We start from the raw sequence: 18,206 nt of genomic DNA on the forward strand, positions 1-18,206 counted from the left end.
ATGTTTTGCGGCGGATGAACAGTGCAAGAGTTGGATATGGGGGTGCGTACAGCGATGGATCCAGTGTTCGGTGCGTCGTTGGGCGCTGCCTCGGTTCGTATTGTTCGGGCCGACCCCCAGCCGGAAACCGGATCCACGAGCGGTCGATTCCTGACTCGGACTGTAGATGCATACGACGCCTCTCCGGTCCGGACAGCCGCGATTCACCTAGTTGCTGCGGTTCGCGGGGACACGTCACGGATGGTCATTTCGGTTCCCGACGAGCGGCAGAACGTAGCGCTCGAATCAGAACTGCGTGCCCGAGGTATCGAGGGCGTTGTCACGGTGCCGGAAGCGGTTGCCGTTGTCGCGTTGGTACGGACTTCGGGTGCGGCCGAAGGTTTTCGGTTACTTACAGTTCTCGATATCGGTCGAACCGGAGTGACTGTCTCGATGATCGAGATCGGGACCGCGACAACCATCGCGTCCACGCGGTCGACGGCACTCGCCGGTGACAGGCTAGACGGGGTTGTCGCGGAGTTACTTCCCGCAACCACTGTTGATGCAGCCCTCGACGCTGATTCAGCGTTCGACGCCCGCGAAGTCAAGGAGTATCTCGCCAGTGGCTCCCGTCGTGCGCAGGTGATGCCCGTTCCCGAATCCATGTGCATCCGTTTCGATTCGGTTGTCAAGCGTGAAGTCGAAGACACGCTGATGGTGATTCGAGAAGTTGCGGCACGCGCTCGGTGTGTCCCTGACGCATTGGTTCTCGTCGGAGGAGGCGCCCGAATTTCACTGGTGGAGAAGATACTCGCGCGGGAGTTTTCGGTACCGGTGATCAGGCCGGCCGAGCCCGAGCTCGCCTCGGCCAAGGGCGCAGCATTGATAGCCGAGGTCTTACATCAGGAGCACCCCAGCTCGGAAGTCGCGGTTTCGGCAGTCTCCGACTCGGAAATCGCAACGGATACTGTAGAAATGTCTTCCGATCAGGCCGTGGTGCACAGCGTCGGTGAAACCGAAGAAGACACCGAATCGGATTCGCTACCTGCTGGTGGGCTTGGGAGGATGCAAATCCTTGTGGGCGTCGGGTTCTCGATGGTTGCGCTGACCAGCTTCCTCGCGTGGGCGGTGCTGCGCCCGTTTTCGGATCCTGCACAGGCGGAACCGCCGCAGGCGCAAACAACGGCAATTGTCGCGCCGGTACCTACCTCCGACTTGCTGCCGCCGACCACGACCAGAGCAATCGATCCACTGACCGAGCGGAATCGGGCACCGGTCAATTTGGTGCGTTCGTGGAGGTACTGAACACAGAGACTCGCGTCAGGTGAACAGTTGGGAACTCCAGTCCTTGCCGTCGGCGAGACCGCCGGGGCAAGCGAAGACCGCAGAACCGACGTGCTGGATGTATTCGTTCAGCGCATCGTGTCGTGAAAGGTTTTGCTGCATCGGAACAAACTGCTCGACCGGATTCCGGCAGTACGCAACGAAAAACAGTCCCGCGTCCAGGTGGCCGAAGCCATCGGAGCCGTCCGTGAAGTTGTATCCGCGGCGCAAGATCTGAATCCCACCGAGTTCCTCGGCAGAGGCCAGGCGCACGTGTGAATCCTCCGGGATGACGAAGTCGTGTCCCATTTTGGAATCGAGATCGAGCTCGTCGAACTCGTCCTTGCCACCGAGCGGCGCTCCGCTCCGTTTGGAGCGGCCGATGACAGCTTCCTGTTCCTTGAGTACTGCGCGATCCCACTGCTCGATCAGCATGCGGATTCGTCTGGCGACGAGGAATGATCCGCCTGCCATCCAGGCCTGATCGTCAGTGGGATCAACCCAGACGTGCTGGGCGAGTGCGTTTGGATCTTCCGCCTTGATGTTGGCTGTTCCGTCCTTGAACCCGAACAGATTTCGTGGTGTCGCCTGCGTCGTCGAGGTCGAGGATGTTCGTCCGAACCCGAGTTGTGACCATTTGACCGACGCGGTCCCGAACGCGACTCGCGCGAGGTTGCGGATCGCATGGACGGCAACCTGGGGGTCGTTGGCGCACGCTTGGATGGCGATGTCGCCCCCGCTGCGATTCGGATCGAGGTTGTCCGCACGGAAGTGGGGGAGATCGAGCAGGGCAGCAGGTTTCTTGTCTGCGAGACCGAACCGGTCGTCGAAAAGTGACGGTCCGAATCCGATGGTCAGGGTGAGTTGCGACGGCGCGAGATCGAGTGCCTCACCCGTGTCGCTCGGTGGTGCATACGGACCGTCGCCGGTCGCTCCGTCCTCGGTTGCTTCCTGACCCGCCGTCATTCGTTCGGCCATCGCCGTCCACGTCTGCAGCAGCGTGATCAGTTCGTCGCGCGACTTCGTCGTCACATCGAAAGCGACGAAGTGCATACGATCCTGGGCCGGCGTCGTGATGCCTGCCTGATGCTCGCCGCGAAAGGCGACCACGTCTGCGTGATCGGCGCCGGAACTCTCGTCGGCGGTCACCCGCCCGATGACGGCACCGGCACCGGCCAGGACGGCGCCGGCCCCCACCGCGCCGAACAGTCGGCGTCGTGAGACTGCGTGCGGTGCTGCGTTTTCCGCAGCGGGTGTGCCTTCTGGTGAATCAGTCATCTACTGTCCCGCGACTACTTCCTGGACCTGGCTGACCTCGGCGGACAGTGCATCGATTTTACGCGAGAGTTCCTGACGCTGCGCCTCGGTGACGGTGTCGTAGTACACGAATCCGTCGCCGACCCGGAACTGCGCCAGCGCAGCGTCGAGGTCGGCGAATCGGTCAGCGATGCGCTGGGCGAGCTCGGGATTACGTTCCTGCAGAATCGGGTTCAGTGCCGCGATCGCCGCTTGCGAGCCGTCGACGTTGGCCTGGAAATCCCACAGGTCGGTGTGCGAGAAGATGTCTTCCTCGCCGGTGATCTTGGAAGTCGAGATCTCGTCGAGCAGTCCTTGGGCGTCGCCGGCGATCTTGGTTGGATCGATCGTGTAATCCTCGGCATTCAGCTGGTCGGCAAGATACTGAATGTCTTCGAGCAGTTGATCGGCGACCGCGTTGGTATCCGGCTGAAGCCCGGTCACCCACAAATCCTTCTCGAGGCGGTGGAATCCCGTCCAGACCTGACCGGGCTCCAGATCCGCTTCGCGCAGGTCCAGCTTGGGATCGAGTTCGCCGAAGCTCTCGGCTTCGGGTTCGATGCGCTCGTAGTAGGTACGTGCGATCGGGAAGAGTGCCTTCGCCTGGTCGACGTTGCCGGATTGGACGGCGGCGACGAACTGAGCAGCGGTGTCCTGCAGCGCGACGATCTGGCTGCGGATGTACCTCCGGTAGCCGTCGGCAGCTTCGGCGAGTTGGCCGCTCTCGTCGGTGGCCGCCTGCGAATCGCCCGTGACGACGAAGTCCTGACGGATGCCGGTTCCGACCATGCCCGGCTTGCACGCGAGTTGATAGGTCGCAGCCTCGGGGAGGGAGACGATCAGCTGCCGGGTAAGGCCGGGGCCGATGTTCTCGACTTCGCCCATCGCTCGATCGCCCTCGGCGAAGACGTAGAACTCGGTGACCTTCGAGCCGTTGTTCGTCACCTGGAACGTCGCACTGCCAGTGGTTCCAGTGGTGGCACTGACGTCACACGAATCGTCGGTGGCCGTGACGACGATGTCGCCGTCGCTCGCGGTCGTCTTCTCGGTGCATGCGGCGAGGGAGAAGGGAAGTACCGCGGCCGTGGCCAGTACGAGGGTGGATTTACGCATGTCGGCAATGCCTCTCAGGATTTTTCGGGAACGTGTGTGTCGTGCGCAGGCGGGGTTGTCGGTTCCGATGGGCTCGACGGAAGGGGACGCAGGAAGAGCGCGAGGACGACTACGAGGTAGACGAGCCATGCGACGGCTTGCAGGACGGTCGGGTCCGGGCGGAAGTTGAAGATTCCGGCGAGGACGGTGCCGTACCAGGTCGACGGGTCGTAGCCGGGTGTCAGGTTGAACGCGAGATTCGAACCGCCCGGCAGGACGTTTCCGGTCTGCAGAGCGCGAACACCGTACGAGAGGATTCCGGCGGCTACGACGATGAGGAAGATCGCCGTGTACCGGAAGAACGTCGTCAGGTTGAGACGGAGGGCGCCGAAGTACATGGCGACGGTCAAGACGGCGGCCAGGAGAATTCCGAGGAGCAGTCCGACCAACGGCCAGGAGCTGCCTGCGGTGTTCTCGGCGTAACCGACCATGAGCAATGCAGTCTCGACGCCTTCACGACCGACCGCGAAGAACGACAGCGACAAGATGGCGACGGGTCCGGCGATCAACGCCTTCTCCATCCCCGCTTTCAGATCTCCGGAAATGTTTTTGGCGGCCGTGCGCATCCACAGGACCATGATCGTGACGATGACGACGGCGATCAGGGAGGCAACGCCCGCGATGATCTCTGCGGTCAGGCCGTCGACCGTCGACGTTCCGTAGTGGATCGCGAAGAAGATGATCGCCACCATCGCGACGGCGATCGCGACGCCGAGCCACACCCATTTCAGTGCGTCCTTGCGCTGCGCCTTTACGAGGTAGGCGGCGAGAATCATCACCACGATGCCCGCTTCGAGGCCTTCGCGCAGACCGATCAGGCCACTGCCGAATAGCTGGGTGGCAACTGATGGTGTGCTCGCGGCAGCGAGTACCGACACGGGCACAGGCGACTCCTGACTGAGTGAGTGCAACAGCTTCTGACGAACGCATGAGGCTAGGCCAGCCTTAACTCAGAAGAAGATACTCCATCATCGACGGCGAACCATGCTCTCACCTGTACTTTTGCTGTTCTTTACCAATGGATTCGGGAGTAGTTCACTCGCATGTGGATGATGGAGGGGTGTACCGAACTCCCGCAGCCCGCAGAAGTCCCCGGCGTCTCTCGCGAGCCGTAGCAGCAGTAGCTGCCGGAACAGCTTTGCTGGGCGCAGGCGTCGTGGCTTGCGGATCGAACGAACCGAAGGTTGCTATTCCCGAGGGCATACCCCCAGGTACCGGCTCTCCGACGCCGCCGATCGACATCAATGCTCCCGGCCGCAGTGCTGATCAACTCGCCGACTGGGCAGCGGGATTGTCGGACGACATCGGGATCGGGACGACGGCACTCGAGGCCTACGGGTACGCCGCCGCGGTGATGGCCGAGACGCTTCCCGGCTGCGGAATCGGGTGGACAACTTTGGCCGGTATCGGCAGCGTCGAGAGCCGCCACGGGACCTACGACGGCTCGTCGGTCGACGCGTTCGGCCAGGTTGCTCCGATCATTCGGGGAATCCCTCTCGACGGTGGCCCGGGAGTTGCCGAGATCCCCGACACCGACGGCGGGGCGATGGACGGCGATCCAGTGCACGACCGTGCGATGGGGCCCATGCAGTTCATCCCCGAGACGTGGCTCAAATGGGGAGTCGACGCCAACGGCGACGGCCGGGTGGACCCCGACAACATCGACGACGCTGCCCTCACGGCCGCCCGCTACCTGTGTGCACGCGGGGGAGACCTCACTTCCGCTGCCGGATGGCAGCAGGCACTGATGGCGTACAACCTCTCGGGCGACTATCTCGCGCTCGTTCGTGATCGTGCGTCGGCGTATTCAGTCGGGGTACGGCCGGACTGACGGTGATCGATCCGCAGGTCGGACCCGTGACCGCGCGTCGATAAAGAAGCCTTCGGCCCGTGCGGTTAGGCTGTGTGCTGGCACTACAGAGGTGCTGGCACTGCAGAGGCCCAGCCGCGATCGTGGTCCTCTTTCGACCGGAGGGGTCGGAGCCCAAGTGTCAAGCACGCAGAGCGTGCCCCAATGCGAAGCCCATTCGAAGGAGAACCACACAGTGGCCAGTATTGAGCAGGTCGGAGCTCGCGAGATCCTTGATTCCCGTGGTAACCCCACGGTTGAGGTCGAGGTTCTGCTCGAAGACGGAAGTTTCGCCAGGGCTGCGGTGCCGTCCGGCGCTTCGACGGGTGAGCACGAAGCCGTCGAACTGCGCGACGGTGGCGCACGCTACGGCGGAAAGGGCGTCGAGAAGGCCGTGGAGGCTGTGCTCGGCGAGATCGCTCCTGCCATCATCGGCATCGACGCAACCGAGCAGCGCACGGTCGACCAGGCGCTGCTCGACGCGGACGGCACCCCGGACAAGTCGCGTCTCGGCGCAAACGCTCTGCTCGGTGCCTCGCTTGCCGTGGCTCGCGCCGCCGCCGAGTCCTCGGGCCTCGAGCTGTTCCGCTACGTCGGTGGCCCCAACGCTCACGTTCTCCCTGTCCCGATGATGAACATCCTCAACGGTGGCGCGCACGCAGACACCGGTGTCGACGTCCAGGAGTTCATGGTTGCTCCCATCGGCGCACCGAGCTTCAAGGAATCGCTGCGCTGGGGCGCCGAGGTCTACCACTCTCTGAAGTCGGTTCTCAAGGAGAAGGGCCTCTCCACCGGTCTCGGCGACGAAGGCGGATTCGCGCCCGACGTCGCAGGCACCAAGGAAGCACTCGACCTCATCACGATCGCCGTGAACAAGACCGGCCTCAAGCTGGGTACCGACGTCGCGCTCGCTCTCGACGTCGCTGCCACCGAGTTCTACACCGACGGCACCGGCTACAAGTTCGAGGGCAAGAACCGCACCGCGGCCGAGATGGCGGCGTTCTACGCCGAGCTCATCGACGCCTACCCGCTCGTTTCCATCGAGGATCCGCTCGACGAAGACGACTGGGACGGCTGGGTCGCACTCACCGATCAGATCGGCAACAAGATCCAGCTCGTCGGCGACGACCTCTTCGTCACCAACCCCGAGCGCCTCGAAGAAGGCATCGTCAAGGGTGCGGCCAACGCACTCCTGGTGAAGGTCAACCAGATCGGCACCCTGACCGAGACCCTCGACGCCGTCGATCTCGCTCACCGCAACGGCTACAAGACGATGATGAGCCACCGTTCCGGCGAGACCGAGGACACCACCATCGCCGACCTCGCGGTTGCCGTCGGCAGCGGCCAGATCAAGACCGGTGCTCCGGCACGCAGCGAGCGCGTTGCCAAGTACAACCAGCTGCTGCGCATCGAGGAAAACCTCGGCGACGCAGCACGTTACGCCGGCGAGGTTGCGTTCCCGCGCTTCGCTTTCGAGGCCTGACGGAAATCTAAGATTCAGTAGTGTCTGCACAGCGCGGTAAGCCACGATCCCCCGGCGGAAGTCCGGGGGGTCGTGGTTCCCGTCGTGGGGACACACCGTCGCGTGCGCGTCGGGACAGTGCCCGACGCCCACGCGTGTCGGAACCTTCGGTAGATCCGGAAGCAGTCGATTCCGCTGTGACAGGCCCCGCGCAACCGGGGGTCTCCGCTGAGAAAGCGTCGGCGCGAGGGTCGAAGTCGGCCCGGGGGAAGAGCGGAACCAACAAGTTCTGGTCTCGGCTTCCGAAGTCGGACAACACCATTTTCGGCTTGTCCACCAGTCGGGCAGTTGTGCTCGCGATGGTTGTGCTCATGCTGGCGCTGACACTGGCAGTGCCGCTCCGTACTTACATCAGCCAGCGTTCGGATGCCGCGCAGGTGGCGGCGGAACGTCAGGTACTCGAGGAAGAACTGCGAAAGCTGCAAGGGCAGAACGCGCGCTTCGACGACCCTGCGTACATCGAAGCTCTTGCACGAGAACGCCTTCGGTACGTCAAACCGGGCGAGACCCCGTTCCAGGTTCAGCTTCCCGGTGACTACAAGGAACCCGAGAAGAAGCAGGAAAAGGAAACACCGCTCACAGGTCCGTGGTATCGCGATCTGTGGCAAACGATTTCGGAACCGCCAGTGGTTCCCGAGACGACGACACCGGCCCCGATGCCGTTGGCGCCGATAGAGCCAGAAGAACAAGGAGTACCCACCGGGTGAGCAACACGTCCGAAAATTCCCCACAGGTTTCACAAGCGGATCTCGACGCCGTTGCCGCTCAATTGGGCCGTGAGCCACGCGGAGTGATCGAGATCGCGTACCGCAGCCCGGACGGTCAGCCGGGCGTGGTCAAGACCGCCCCCAAACTTCCGGACGGAACACCGTTCCCGACGTTGTACTACCTCACGGACCCGCGACTGACTGCCGAAGCGAGCCGTCAGGAATCCGCCGGCGTCATGCGTGAAATGACCGAACGCCTGACCCAGGATCCGAAACTTGCCGCGGCCTACCGACGGGCATACGAGTCGTACCTTGCCGAGCGGGACGCGATCGAATCTCTGGGAACCGACTTTGCCGGCGGTGGGATGCCGGATCGTGTCAAGTGCCTGCACGTGCTGATGGCACATTCGCTTGCCAAGGGACCCGGCGTCAATCCGCTCGGTGACGAGTCCGTCGCGTTGGCCGGTCACGGAAAGCTGCGCGGCACTGCAATTCCCGCGGACTGGCCTGGCATCGACGATGCCGACAACACCGACCGGTGACTCGCCGTGTCGCCGCAGTCGATTGCGGTACCAACTCCATTCGACTGCTGATCGCCGACGTCGGCGCCGACGGTCGTCTGGTGGATGTCCGGCGCGAGATGCGCGTCGTGCGACTCGGTCAAGGTGTTGATGCGACAGGGACATTCGCGCCCGAGGCCATCGAACGCACCCGGGTCGCGCTGGTCGAGTACGCGTCGATGATCGCCGATGCCGGAGCAACCGCCGTTCGCATGGTCGCCACCTCGGCTACTCGCGACGCTGCGAATCGGGAAGACTTCTTCACGATGACGCGGGACGTGCTCGGCGCGGTGATTCCCGGATCCGGAGCAGAGGTCATCACCGGCGACGAAGAGGCGCGCCTCTCGTTCAGCGGTGCTGTGGGAGAACTTGATCCGTCCGAGGGCCCGTTCGTGGTCGTCGATCTTGGCGGCGGATCCACCGAAGTTGTCCTCGGCGACGCGTCCGGCGTCCAGGCTGCGTACTCCACCGACATCGGCTGTGTGCGCGTCACGGAGCGGTGCTTACCGTCGGATCCGCCTACAGCAGAGCAGGTTTCCGAGGCGACGGCTTTCGCGACCGCGAAACTTGCCGAGGCGTTCGAGGCCGTACCTGTCGAGAAGGCGCACACGTGGGTGGGTGTCGCTGGAACCATGACGACGCTGGCCGCGATTGCTCAGGAACTTCCGGAGTACGACGTCGAGAAGGTGCACCTGTCGAGGATTCCGTTCAATCAACTGTTCGACGTGTGCGAGCGTCTCATTGCTATGCCTCGGGTTGATCGTGCTGCCTTCGGCCCGATGCATCCGGGGCGGGTGGACGTCATCGGCGGCGGAGCGATCATCACCACGGTGCTGGCTCAAGCGTTCGAAGCCAAAGCCGGGATCACCGAACTGGTTGTCAGCGAACACGACATACTCGACGGCATCGCGATGTCGGTAGCTCAGACCGACCCGATAGTCTGATCCCTGCCGCATCCGACCCGTCGGGTGCGGCAAGGCCCCCATAGCCCAATTGGCAGAGGCAACGGACTTAAAATCCGTCAAGTGTCGGTTCGAGTCCGACTGGGGGCACCACGTAGATCCTCCTGCACATTGAATCGAAAAACCCCGCTCGTCCTCTTCGGGCGGGGCTTTCCGTGGAGCAGCGACTGACCACCAAGTGGCTACTGAGCCCAGACGGTCGTCCCTGCAGGAGCATTCAGCGTGTTGACGAGATCGATGCCGGCTACGACAGCCGCGCCGCCGCCGCCGAGGATCGTTCCGGCGACACCGCCGATTCCGGCGCCTGTTGCGAGGCCACCCAGGCACAGTGCCGCGGCGACGGGGAGTCCGACGATGGTCAAGCCCAGCGGAGCGCCGACAGCGCAACCGATTCCGGCGCCGACGATGGTGCCGAGCAGGCTGCCGACCTGAGTGCCGAGTCCGAGTTGGCTCTGGAAGTGCGCAATCGCCCGATCATTCTCCTCGGGCGAGGCGACGGGCGTCCATTCCTTTGCCGCAGGCGCACTCTCGGGTCGAGGTGTTGCCTTCGCAGAATCGGTGATCGGTGTCAGTGTGAGGGTCTTACCGTCTTCACTGATCGTGCGATCGAAGGGGAACTGTAGATCCCCGAGGTTGTATGCGAGAGGCAGGGAAACAAGGTCGGCTCCCTTGCTGTCCTGCAAGACGACGGACTTGCCGTCGCCGGACACCTTGAACAACCCGGCGTCGATGGTGGTGACGATCGACTTGTCGACGACCTTCGCTTCGTAATTCACGTCGGTCGACGGATCAGCTGATGCGATCCCTGTTGATGCTCCGACTGCAGCGACCGCTAGAGCAGTCACAGCCGCCTTCTTGAAGAAACCCATAGTTCAACCCCGTGTTCGCCTGCGTGTGCTCGCAGAAACTCGACAACTTCGGACATTGGTAAACCCCCGACAAAGCCTTCGTATTAAAGCAGACCGAAGTGACGGAAGGGATAGTTGCGCTCGGGCCGACCGGAAGCGGCCGGTGCAATCGAATGTGCAGCGTGCAGTACCAAGTTGTCGAACATGTGTGCGAAAATGTGGAGATGCGGTTGACCGAGCAATCCCCGGACTGCTGCCCCAACGGACACCGGCTCACGGCGAACACATGCCTTGTCGGTTGGGAGGTCTGCGGGTGTGCCTCGACGGAGAATGGCGGACACAGGACCCATTACTGCAGGCGATGTGGTGAAACTGTCCGGACGCCGGAGTGCGTCGGCGTGGATCCGCAGAAAAGTCGGTGGAGTTGAAGTGCTGTTACGTTGTGTTTCAAGGAGATTCGCGAGAGCCTCACCCGGCGGATCGGTGCCGGGTGAGGCTTGTGGATCAGGTAGGCGGGGCGACGGGTGCGTCGCTGCTTCCTCCCGAGCTCCCACTCGACGAGCCGGTGCCGAACAGTAGACCGAAGAAGCCGGAGATTGCGCCGAAGAAATCGAACATGGGCGAGCCTTTCGCGAGGACGAATGCGGTCACGACAAGTGGCCGACTTGTGGTGGTGTTCAGAGAAGTTCCGTCGACATTGACGGCAAAGGCGTCGGACGAAGGCCGACTGCCGGATGAAATGTACGATTCGTCCCGGTTTGATACAAGTCTTTCCCGAGTAACAGTTACTTGAGACTTAAATTATCGGGGGTGCCTGCCTGATCTGGGGTGCCCTGCCTGCTTGGGTGGGGCAACCAGGCAGGGCAGTGGTTGGCCGTCCCTCTCAATACCGACCTACGGCGAACCATCGGCGTTGAAACTACCCACAGTTCGTGACGTGCGCCACTTACGTACCGGTACCTTCGTTAGCCGGGGTCGGACGTTGCGGCGAAGGCGGTCGTCGACGTCCCCGCGGGGACGTGGTTCATCGAGAAATCGCGGTCCCGATCAGGGTTGACGACGCTTGCCAACAGGAGCATGGCGGCGACAAAGAGAACTCCTGCGGCGAGGTAGGCGATTCTCACGGGCAGGCGCGGGCGTCGATCTGAATTCGTGGACATTCACGTTCTCCATCGGTGCATGTTGGACGAACGCCTAGTTTAACGATCAACTAATGAAAGGGTGCGAACAGTGACGCAAGATACGAAAAGGCCCTCGATCTCGGGGGAAATCGAGGGCCTTTCCGGTCGAACGTCGGCGCCGCCAAGCACATAGCGTCACCGACCCACTATCGGTGTCGAGCGTGACCCCTCATGTCCGACCCCACTTCTCGACACTATCCAGTAACTTGCGACATTGTGGATGATTCGGACATTGTCATTCGGATGGGGGAGATCCCGTCCGCAGCCCCTACTTTCGTCCGGCAGCCCATTTCATTCCCCAGTTGTAGGCCCGATCGAGATCTGACTGACTGCCGTTGATGTACTGAACTTCGCGCGTCACCGTCACGCCTTGACCTGAACTCTGGATGAGAGCGATCGCGCACAGTCGCTCCTGGTTGCTGGTGGAGTCGAGTCGCACTTCCACCTCCGGTCCGTTGGTGGGATACAAGGTGACGACGCCGTCCACCGCCGCCCAGTTGGGAGCGCCGTCGTAGATCATCGCGAAGATCAGGATTCGCCGGAAGGCGCTTGGGTCACCAAGATTGACGTGCATGTTCTCGCCGCCGGTGTTCGCACCACTGCGGTCGTCGCCGTCGAGGGAGATGTAGGGCGGAGAAGTCAGTGAACCGAAACTGTTACCCAAGGCCTGAACTACTCCCTTGGACCCGTCGGGAAGTTCGTAGAGGCATCCGAGGTCCAGGTCGACCGCACCAGAGCCTGCGCCGGCGAGCTTGGCGAGAAAACCGGTCTTCTTCGGTGGTGCCCCCTGTGACCAGTTGAGGTTCACGCGCATATTGCCTTGTCGTTCACCCGCCTTCGCGAGGTTGACCGTCGGCGCCGATTTTGTGAGCGTGATCTTGCTCAAGCTGACCGGCGCTTGCGACGGAGTGGACTCGCCGGAACGTCGGGTGTAGTCGATTGCCATCGTGATAGTCCTTGTCTGAACTCGAATGAGTCCGATCGTGTTACCCGTCGAGGAATCTCCACCGACGTGATCGGCGATCTCCGGCCATTGTCCCTCATGTCTGATTTCAACCCATGGGCATCAAACTTGCGGCGCCAACTTGCGGCAGACCAGCAGTTTGCTGATTACTGTGTCTGTGGGCAGACGCGACTCCGAAATAGGGTGGACGCACTGGTTGACACGGCAACGTCCAATTACGGAAGAATTGCTGAGTCGGACGTCCGATTCAATTGCGTCGTGGGAGCGGGAGGTAAGTGATGCCAGTCCTGTCGCTTCTGCAACCCCGCCAGAGAGAAAGACTGACGCCCGCCCAACGTGATGACGTAACTCGTGAGCAGATAGCCGTCACCTTCGGCGTGCTGCCATGGGCCGCTGCCGTCCACCTCGTCGTCACACTCGGGCTGACGTTGTATGTAATTCCCCCGGACGGCGGACCGCTGCCGCGTGTGTGGCCATTGCTGTCCGGCGTGATCGGGTTGGTGGGGATGTGCGTGGGTCTCGCCATTCATTTCAACCTGATCACACCCACGTACCGGATGTCCTACGCGTTTCTCATCGTCGAATTTGCTGTAGTCGGGATCCTGTATTCCTCGCTCGCCCTGGTCCTGTACCCGATCCTGGACGATTCCGGCGATCTGATCCTGATAGCGGTCACCACATCGATCACCGGTGCCGGAGCCGTGGCCACCGCGATGTTGCGAGTGGTGGGGGTCACCTGGGTCCTGTCCAATCTGATAATCCTCGGGGTGGCATTCTGGCTTCAGCTGGGACCCGAGTTCGAACGAATTCTCATTGGAATGATCGCCTATGGCGCGGCTCTGATCGGCGGCACGATAGTGGTCTCGGGCAACCTGGAATCTCGCTATCGAGCTGAATTGAGCGCCGCGTCGGAACGATCGGTCGTGCAGATGCTTCTCGAAGACTTCGAAGGCAACGCCGGGGACTTCGTGTGGGAGACGGACCAGAAAGGCAAGTTCAACCGAATCCCGACGCGGCTCGCGGTCGAAGCGGGGCTGGACTCCACCGAGTTGCAGGGAACGGCGTGGCAGGACCTGTTCATGGAGTTGGGCACCCTACGGATCCCCGGCGGGATCGATGCGCTCATGGAGTTGCAGCAGGCCCGCCACACGAAGACCGCATTCGTCGACGTGCTCGTTCCGGTCCGAGTTCACGGTGAAATTCGGTGGTGGCAGATCTCCGGACGCCCGCGCCCCGGCCGTACACCCGACGAGTTCGTCTGGCGAGGAGTCGGTTCCGACGTCACGGAAGTAAAACTGCAGAGTGACGAGATCGTGCGGATGGGTCGTGTGGACGCACTCACCGGTATGCCGAACCGGCACAGCTTCTGGACCGAGCTCGAGCGACTGCTGCGCGAGCCGTACACAAGCGAAAGTGGTCTCGCGTTGGCCATGCTCGACCTCGACAACTTCAAGTCGGTCAACGACACACTGGGACACACCGTTGGCGACGCGGTTCTGCGAGAGGTCGCGGATCGCCTGTCCGAAGCCGGCGGGGTGTCACAGTTGTTCGCACGTCTGGGGGGAGACGAGTTCGCGGTTCTTTTCACCGATGTGGGTGACAGCTCACAAGTTCGTACTCTGCTCGGCCGCTACATCGAAACTCTGCACGAGCCGATCACAGTGGCTGGTACGCGGTTGGAGATCGGATGCAGCATCGGGTACTACCTCCCCGACGAGCTGCCGTCCTCCGCCGACGAGATGATGGGCGCTGCGGACCTGGCTTTGTTCGCGGCAAAGGAATCCGGGCGCGGGGCCGTACGTGAATATCGAGACTCGATGAAGTCCGTGGCCGATCGGCGGGCCCGCCTGCTCGAAGATCTGGGAAACACTGTCGCGGAGAAGGACCTCGAACTCGAGCTGTTGCCCAGGATCGACGTGGTTTCCCGCGAGATCGTGGCCGTGGAAGTCCGCGTGATCTGGCACAACGCCCGCCTCGGTGCCGTTACGTCCGCCGAATTCATGAGCGTCGCAGACGACACCGGTTTGGCGTACTCACTGGGGACTACCGTCTTCGAGTTGGCCTGCGAGGCGGCGTCCCGCCTTCCTGATCACCTGCGGGTAGCCGTCGCGGTATCGACGCGTCAGCTCGAATCGGATTCCTTTGTCGTCGCGATAGGGGACTCGCTTCGACGATCAGGTGTCAGTGCACATCAGCTCGAGCTCCAACTCAACGAATCATCGGCGATCACCGACGAGTCCAAGTTTGCGTTGCACGCCATCGCGGACATGGGAATCGCGCTGACCGTGGACGAGTTCGGCGCCGGATTCTCCTCGCTCGCATCACTGTCCGGCCTTCCGTTCACCCGAGTCCGGATAGAACGCTCCATTTCGGGTGCAGTGCCTGGTGGACGGTCGATCCTCGAAGCTGTCGTGGATCTGGTCGACGCGTTGGGAATGGAGGTCGTCGTCTCGGGAGTCGACGGTGAGGAAGACTTGAAGTCCGTGGCCGCTGCAAGGGTGAGGACTGTTCAGGGATACATCGCCGGCGGAGCCATGTCGGTCGACGCGGTCGCAGCGGCGGTAGCAGGCCGACGTGGATGACCCGGCAGTACTCCGTAGGCGTCGCGTCGGGACGTCGGTGCGCAAACTCGGTCGCAGCGGCACGGAACAACACCTCTCGGATTACGATCGCCGTCGCCTACTCGATCGACGACTGCGGTTCACCGCGCGCGTACTGCCGTGGTCGTTTCTGACCGCGGCGGTTGCCTTGTCAGCGATCGTGGTGCTTCTGCCGGTGGATGCCGGATGGTTCACCTTCGCCTGGTCGAGCGTCATGCTGTTGTCGAGCGCTGGATTCAGTGTGTATTGGCTCCGGCGCTCGCGTCTCGGCGTCTCCGAGTCCCAGACCACCGAACTGGTGGTACTCACAGTCGAAATCATTGTCTGGGGAGTGCTCCTGGCGTGCTTGGCTCTCGTTCTCTTCCCGAGGCTCGATCCTCGTGACGAGTTGGTACTGAGCTCGACCTTGATCGGTGGGATCGCGGTCGGCGTGTTTCCCACCATGATGTTTCGCGGAATCACTGTGGTCTGGATCAGCCTGGTGGGAGTCGGGTTGGCCGGGGCGTTCTGGACGGAACCGGGCACATCGCGTTTCGTGCTGATCGGGGTGCTGGTCGTCTTTGTAGGTTCGCTCTACAGCGGAACTTTGCTGTTGGCCAAACTTTTCGAGAGACGGCTACGCGCCGAACTCATAGCCGAGGACGAACGAGATCTCGTCGAGTTGTTGCTCAACGATCTCGAAGACGGAGCACAGGATTGGCTCTGGGAGACCGATTCGCGCGGTATCGCCAGTACCGTGTCGTATCGATTCGCCGAGCAGGTCGGTTTGCCGGCAGCACAGATTCGGGGCCGCACAATGCACGAGATCCTGATCGGGATCGGCGCGTCCCGAACAGATGTGGGCAGGAAGTCCCTTGATCTCCTCGCCGCGAATTTTCAAGCCGGGACGGCGTTTCGGGACCTCACCATGCAGGTCGTCGTTCGGGGCGATACTCGCTGGTGGTCGATGTCAGGTCACCCGGGCAGTGGCGATGGGGCGACCTACGGGTGGCGCGGTGTCGGATCCGATATCACGCACTCGTATCACCAGCGCCAGAACATCTTGCGATTGGCAGAGATCGATTCGTTGACCGGTCTCAGAAATCGGTACAGCTTCAACGCTCAACTGTCTTCGCGGATTCGGGACGGACACAGGGTGTGGCTGGCAATTCTGGATCTGGACAACTTCAAGTCGATCAACGACCGGTTGGGACACCACATCGGAGACGACGTGCTTCGCGATGTTGCCGGCAGACTGCACAGCGTTCTGCGATCGAACGAGATCTGTGGCCGACTGGGGGGTGACGAGTTCGCCATCGCCTTCGACGACCTAGCCTTCGACGACATCGGGAGTGCAGATGAGGTGGAGAAGAGATTCCAAACGATTCTCGACTCATTCGAACGACCATTTTCACTGGTCGGCAACCAGATTCGCATTCGTGCCAGTCTGGGGTACGGCTCGATGCCCGACGACGCCGACAGCCTCGAAGACCTGGTGATTGTCGCGGACCTCGCGCTTTACCACGCAAAGGAGAGCGGTCGGAACCAGATTCGCGCCTTCGATGCGACTTTGCGGGATCGTGCGACGGGTAGGGCCAGGGCACTGTTGGATCTTCGTCGTGCGTTGATCGACGAAGAGTTCGAGTTGGTTTATCAGCCACAGGTCTCGGCCGCGACTGGAGTTGTTGTCGGGTTCGAGGCTCTGCTGCGGTGGAACCATCCGACTTCAGGTCTCGTCTCGCCGGGAGACTTCATTTCGGTCGCCGAGGAAACCGGCTTGATCGTGCCGATCGGTGCAGGTGTTCTGAGGGCTGCCTGCACGGCGGCGACAACGTGGCCGGAGGACATTCGGGTTGCCGTCAATGTTTCTCAGGTGCAACTGCGTTCGAGTCGATACGTCGACTCGGTACGCCGGACACTGATCGAGGTGAACCTCCACCCCAGCCGACTCGAGATCGAGGTGACCGAATCGTTGGTCATCGACGACGCCGACCGAGATGTGTTGGTACAGCTCTCGGCGCTCGGCATCGCCATTGCGATGGACGACTTCGGCACCGGGTTCTCCTCGGTTGCCAGCTTGGCCCGGCTGCCGCTCGATCGGTTGAAGATCGATCGGGCGTTCGTCGCACCGCTGGACGCGGATCCCTCGAATTCGAGGTTCGCTGTCTTGCGAGCCGTCATCGCGATTGCCAAGTCTCTGGGGCTGGACACCGTCGCCGAGGGCGTGGAGACGGAGAGGCAGCGCGCGATAGTGACCGAGTGCGGATGTGACGTGATCCAGGGGTACCTCGAGGGAATGCCGATACGGGCAGCCGAGATTCCGCACTATTTGAATGGGCGACTCGGCGGTTCGAGCAGGTGGGGTGTCGCGGCTACCACTGAGTGAGAACTTTGCGCCCGTTTTGCCGTTCGATGTGTGACGGTACGCCGAAGTGCTTCACATCGAACTGCAGAAGGGTGTCTTCGTGGTGGTCGGATCGGCGTACTCCCCAGGGCCGATGTTGGTGGGTAAGAAGGCAGTGGTCACAGGCGGTTCCCAGGGAATCGGCGCAGCGATTGTTCGAGCATTTGCATCGCATGGCGCGTCAGTTCTGGTTGTCGACGTGGCTCCTCTTGGCGACGTCGAATTCGACTCGGCTGCAGGTGGTTCGATCAACTATCTCGAGTACGACGTGCGGACGCGGGAAGTCCCCGTCGCGTTGACCGAGTTCGCCCCGGACGTCCTGGTGAACAATGTGGGTCATTTCCTGAACCCGCCGACAGAGTTCACCGGTACGGATCCCGGTTTCTGGTCCGAGGCCGGCAGCATCAATTTCGATCACGTCGTGCGTCTGACCCATGCCCTGCTTCCCGGCTTGATCGACCGCGGTTTGGGTGGATCGATCGTGAACCTGACGACGGTGGAGGCGCATCGAGCGATCCCGGGCCACACGATGTACTCGGCATACAAGGCCGCGCTGACACAGTTCACCAGGAGCCTTGGTGTGGAGATCGGTCGAACCGGAGTGCGCGTCAACGCCATTGCCCCGGATCTGATCGAGTCGGTACAGGTGCCGTATCGCACGATCGTTCCTGCCGACGACTGGGACAAGTGGCCGGGGTGGGCACCGTTGGGCGGACCGGGCCAGCCGGTCGACATTGCCGGCCCCGCACTGTTCCTGGCTTCCGACCTGGCGAGATACATCACCGGAACCGTGATCCACGTCGACGGCGGCTCGCACGCTGCCGGAGGCTGGTTCCCCACAGAAGAGGGTGGCTGGACCAACCGGCCCCGAAAGGCTTGA

At 62.2% G+C, this 18,206-nt stretch carries 15 protein-coding genes and 1 tRNA gene; 10 read left to right on the plus strand and 6 right to left on the minus strand.

Annotation, left to right across the window (positions count from 1 at the left end):
• The first annotated feature begins 36 nt into the window (after positions 1-36).
• Complete coding sequence (locus tag ABIE52_RS30815) at positions 37-1,284, plus strand: DUF7159 family protein (RefSeq protein WP_151098091.1); 1,248 nt, start codon at positions 37-39, stop codon at positions 1,282-1,284.
• Between the two features lie 15 nt (positions 1,285-1,299).
• Here ABIE52_RS30815 and efeB read toward each other — a convergent pair whose 3' ends face one another.
• The 3 genes from efeB to efeU are packed head-to-tail and all read right to left on the minus strand — an operon-like array spanning position 1,300 to position 4,628.
• Positions 1,300-2,580: an iron uptake transporter deferrochelatase/peroxidase subunit gene (gene efeB / locus ABIE52_RS30820; protein ID WP_064075739.1), complete on the minus strand. Its 1,281-nt coding sequence runs from the start codon at positions 2,578-2,580 to the stop codon at positions 1,300-1,302.
• Positions 2,581-3,711, minus strand: a complete 1,131-nt coding sequence (gene efeO / locus ABIE52_RS30825) for an iron uptake system protein EfeO (protein ID WP_054827655.1) — start codon at positions 3,709-3,711, stop codon at positions 2,581-2,583.
• Between the two features lie 14 nt (positions 3,712-3,725).
• Positions 3,726-4,628: an iron uptake transporter permease EfeU gene (gene efeU, locus ABIE52_RS30830; protein ID WP_116058292.1), complete on the minus strand. Its 903-nt coding sequence runs from the start codon at positions 4,626-4,628 to the stop codon at positions 3,726-3,728.
• 140 nt (positions 4,629-4,768) lie between these two features.
• On the opposite strand from efeU, the gene ABIE52_RS30835 reads away from it, so the two are divergent.
• From ABIE52_RS30835 to ABIE52_RS30860, 6 genes are all read left to right on the plus strand, one after another.
• Positions 4,769-5,581 carry a lytic transglycosylase domain-containing protein gene (locus ABIE52_RS30835; protein WP_116058051.1) on the plus strand — a complete coding sequence of 271 codons (813 nt, stop codon included), beginning with the start codon at positions 4,769-4,771 and terminating at the stop codon, positions 5,579-5,581.
• Between the two features lie 214 nt (positions 5,582-5,795).
• The gene (eno, locus tag ABIE52_RS30840; RefSeq protein ID WP_003946309.1) at positions 5,796-7,082 is read left to right on the plus strand and encodes a phosphopyruvate hydratase; all 1,287 of its coding nucleotides are present in this window, start codon (positions 5,796-5,798) and stop codon (positions 7,080-7,082) included.
• 20 nt (positions 7,083-7,102) lie between these two features.
• Positions 7,103-7,828 carry an FtsB family cell division protein gene (locus tag ABIE52_RS30845; RefSeq protein ID WP_075833969.1) on the plus strand — a complete coding sequence of 242 codons (726 nt, stop codon included), beginning with the start codon at positions 7,103-7,105 and terminating at the stop codon, positions 7,826-7,828.
• Positions 7,825-8,370, plus strand: coding sequence for a DUF501 domain-containing protein (locus tag ABIE52_RS30850; RefSeq protein WP_054827653.1), 546 nt, complete (start codon positions 7,825-7,827; stop codon positions 8,368-8,370). Before ABIE52_RS30845 ends, ABIE52_RS30850 begins: the two co-directional genes overlap by 4 nt.
• A complete protein-coding gene (locus ABIE52_RS30855; protein WP_192712315.1) occupies positions 8,367-9,332 on the plus strand; it encodes a Ppx/GppA phosphatase family protein in 966 nt (321 codons plus the stop codon). The genes ABIE52_RS30850 and ABIE52_RS30855 overlap by 4 nt, the downstream gene beginning before the upstream one ends.
• 34 nt (positions 9,333-9,366) lie before the next feature.
• Positions 9,367-9,443: transfer RNA gene (locus ABIE52_RS30860), tRNA-Leu, on the plus strand.
• 89 nt (positions 9,444-9,532) lie between these two features.
• Here ABIE52_RS30860 and ABIE52_RS30865 read toward each other — a convergent pair.
• The 3 genes from ABIE52_RS30865 to ABIE52_RS30875 form a co-directional block, all read right to left on the minus strand.
• Positions 9,533-10,219 carry a DUF8020 domain-containing protein gene (locus tag ABIE52_RS30865; protein WP_007728826.1) on the minus strand — a complete coding sequence of 229 codons (687 nt, stop codon included), beginning with the start codon at positions 10,217-10,219 and terminating at the stop codon, positions 9,533-9,535.
• 944 nt (positions 10,220-11,163) lie between these two features.
• Positions 11,164-11,358 carry a hypothetical protein gene (locus tag ABIE52_RS30870; RefSeq protein WP_192712316.1) on the minus strand — a complete coding sequence of 65 codons (195 nt, stop codon included), beginning with the start codon at positions 11,356-11,358 and terminating at the stop codon, positions 11,164-11,166.
• Positions 11,359-11,647: 289 nt separating this feature from the next.
• Entirely contained in the window at positions 11,648-12,325 is a 678-nt protein-coding gene (locus tag ABIE52_RS30875; RefSeq protein WP_192712317.1) for a TerD family protein, read from the minus strand.
• Positions 12,326-12,621: 296 nt separating this feature from the next.
• Between ABIE52_RS30875 and ABIE52_RS30880 the strand changes: the two genes are divergently transcribed.
• Genes ABIE52_RS30880 through ABIE52_RS30890 form a run of 3 tightly spaced genes read left to right on the plus strand, consistent with a single transcriptional unit; the run spans position 12,622 to position 18,206 of the window.
• On the plus strand, positions 12,622-14,925 hold the full coding sequence (locus tag ABIE52_RS30880; protein ID WP_354541569.1) for a putative bifunctional diguanylate cyclase/phosphodiesterase: 2,304 nt from the start codon (positions 12,622-12,624) through the stop codon (positions 14,923-14,925).
• Positions 14,918-17,308, plus strand: a complete 2,391-nt coding sequence (locus ABIE52_RS30885; RefSeq protein WP_192712318.1) for a putative bifunctional diguanylate cyclase/phosphodiesterase — start codon at positions 14,918-14,920, stop codon at positions 17,306-17,308. The genes ABIE52_RS30880 and ABIE52_RS30885 overlap by 8 nt, the downstream gene beginning before the upstream one ends.
• 46 nt (positions 17,309-17,354) lie before the next feature.
• Entirely contained in the window at positions 17,355-18,206 is an 852-nt protein-coding gene (locus ABIE52_RS30890; protein ID WP_007728815.1) for an SDR family NAD(P)-dependent oxidoreductase, read from the plus strand.

The organism is Rhodococcus sp. OAS809 (assembly GCF_040546695.1).
Classification (GTDB): Bacteria; Actinomycetota; Actinomycetes; order Mycobacteriales; family Mycobacteriaceae; genus Rhodococcus_F; species Rhodococcus_F qingshengii.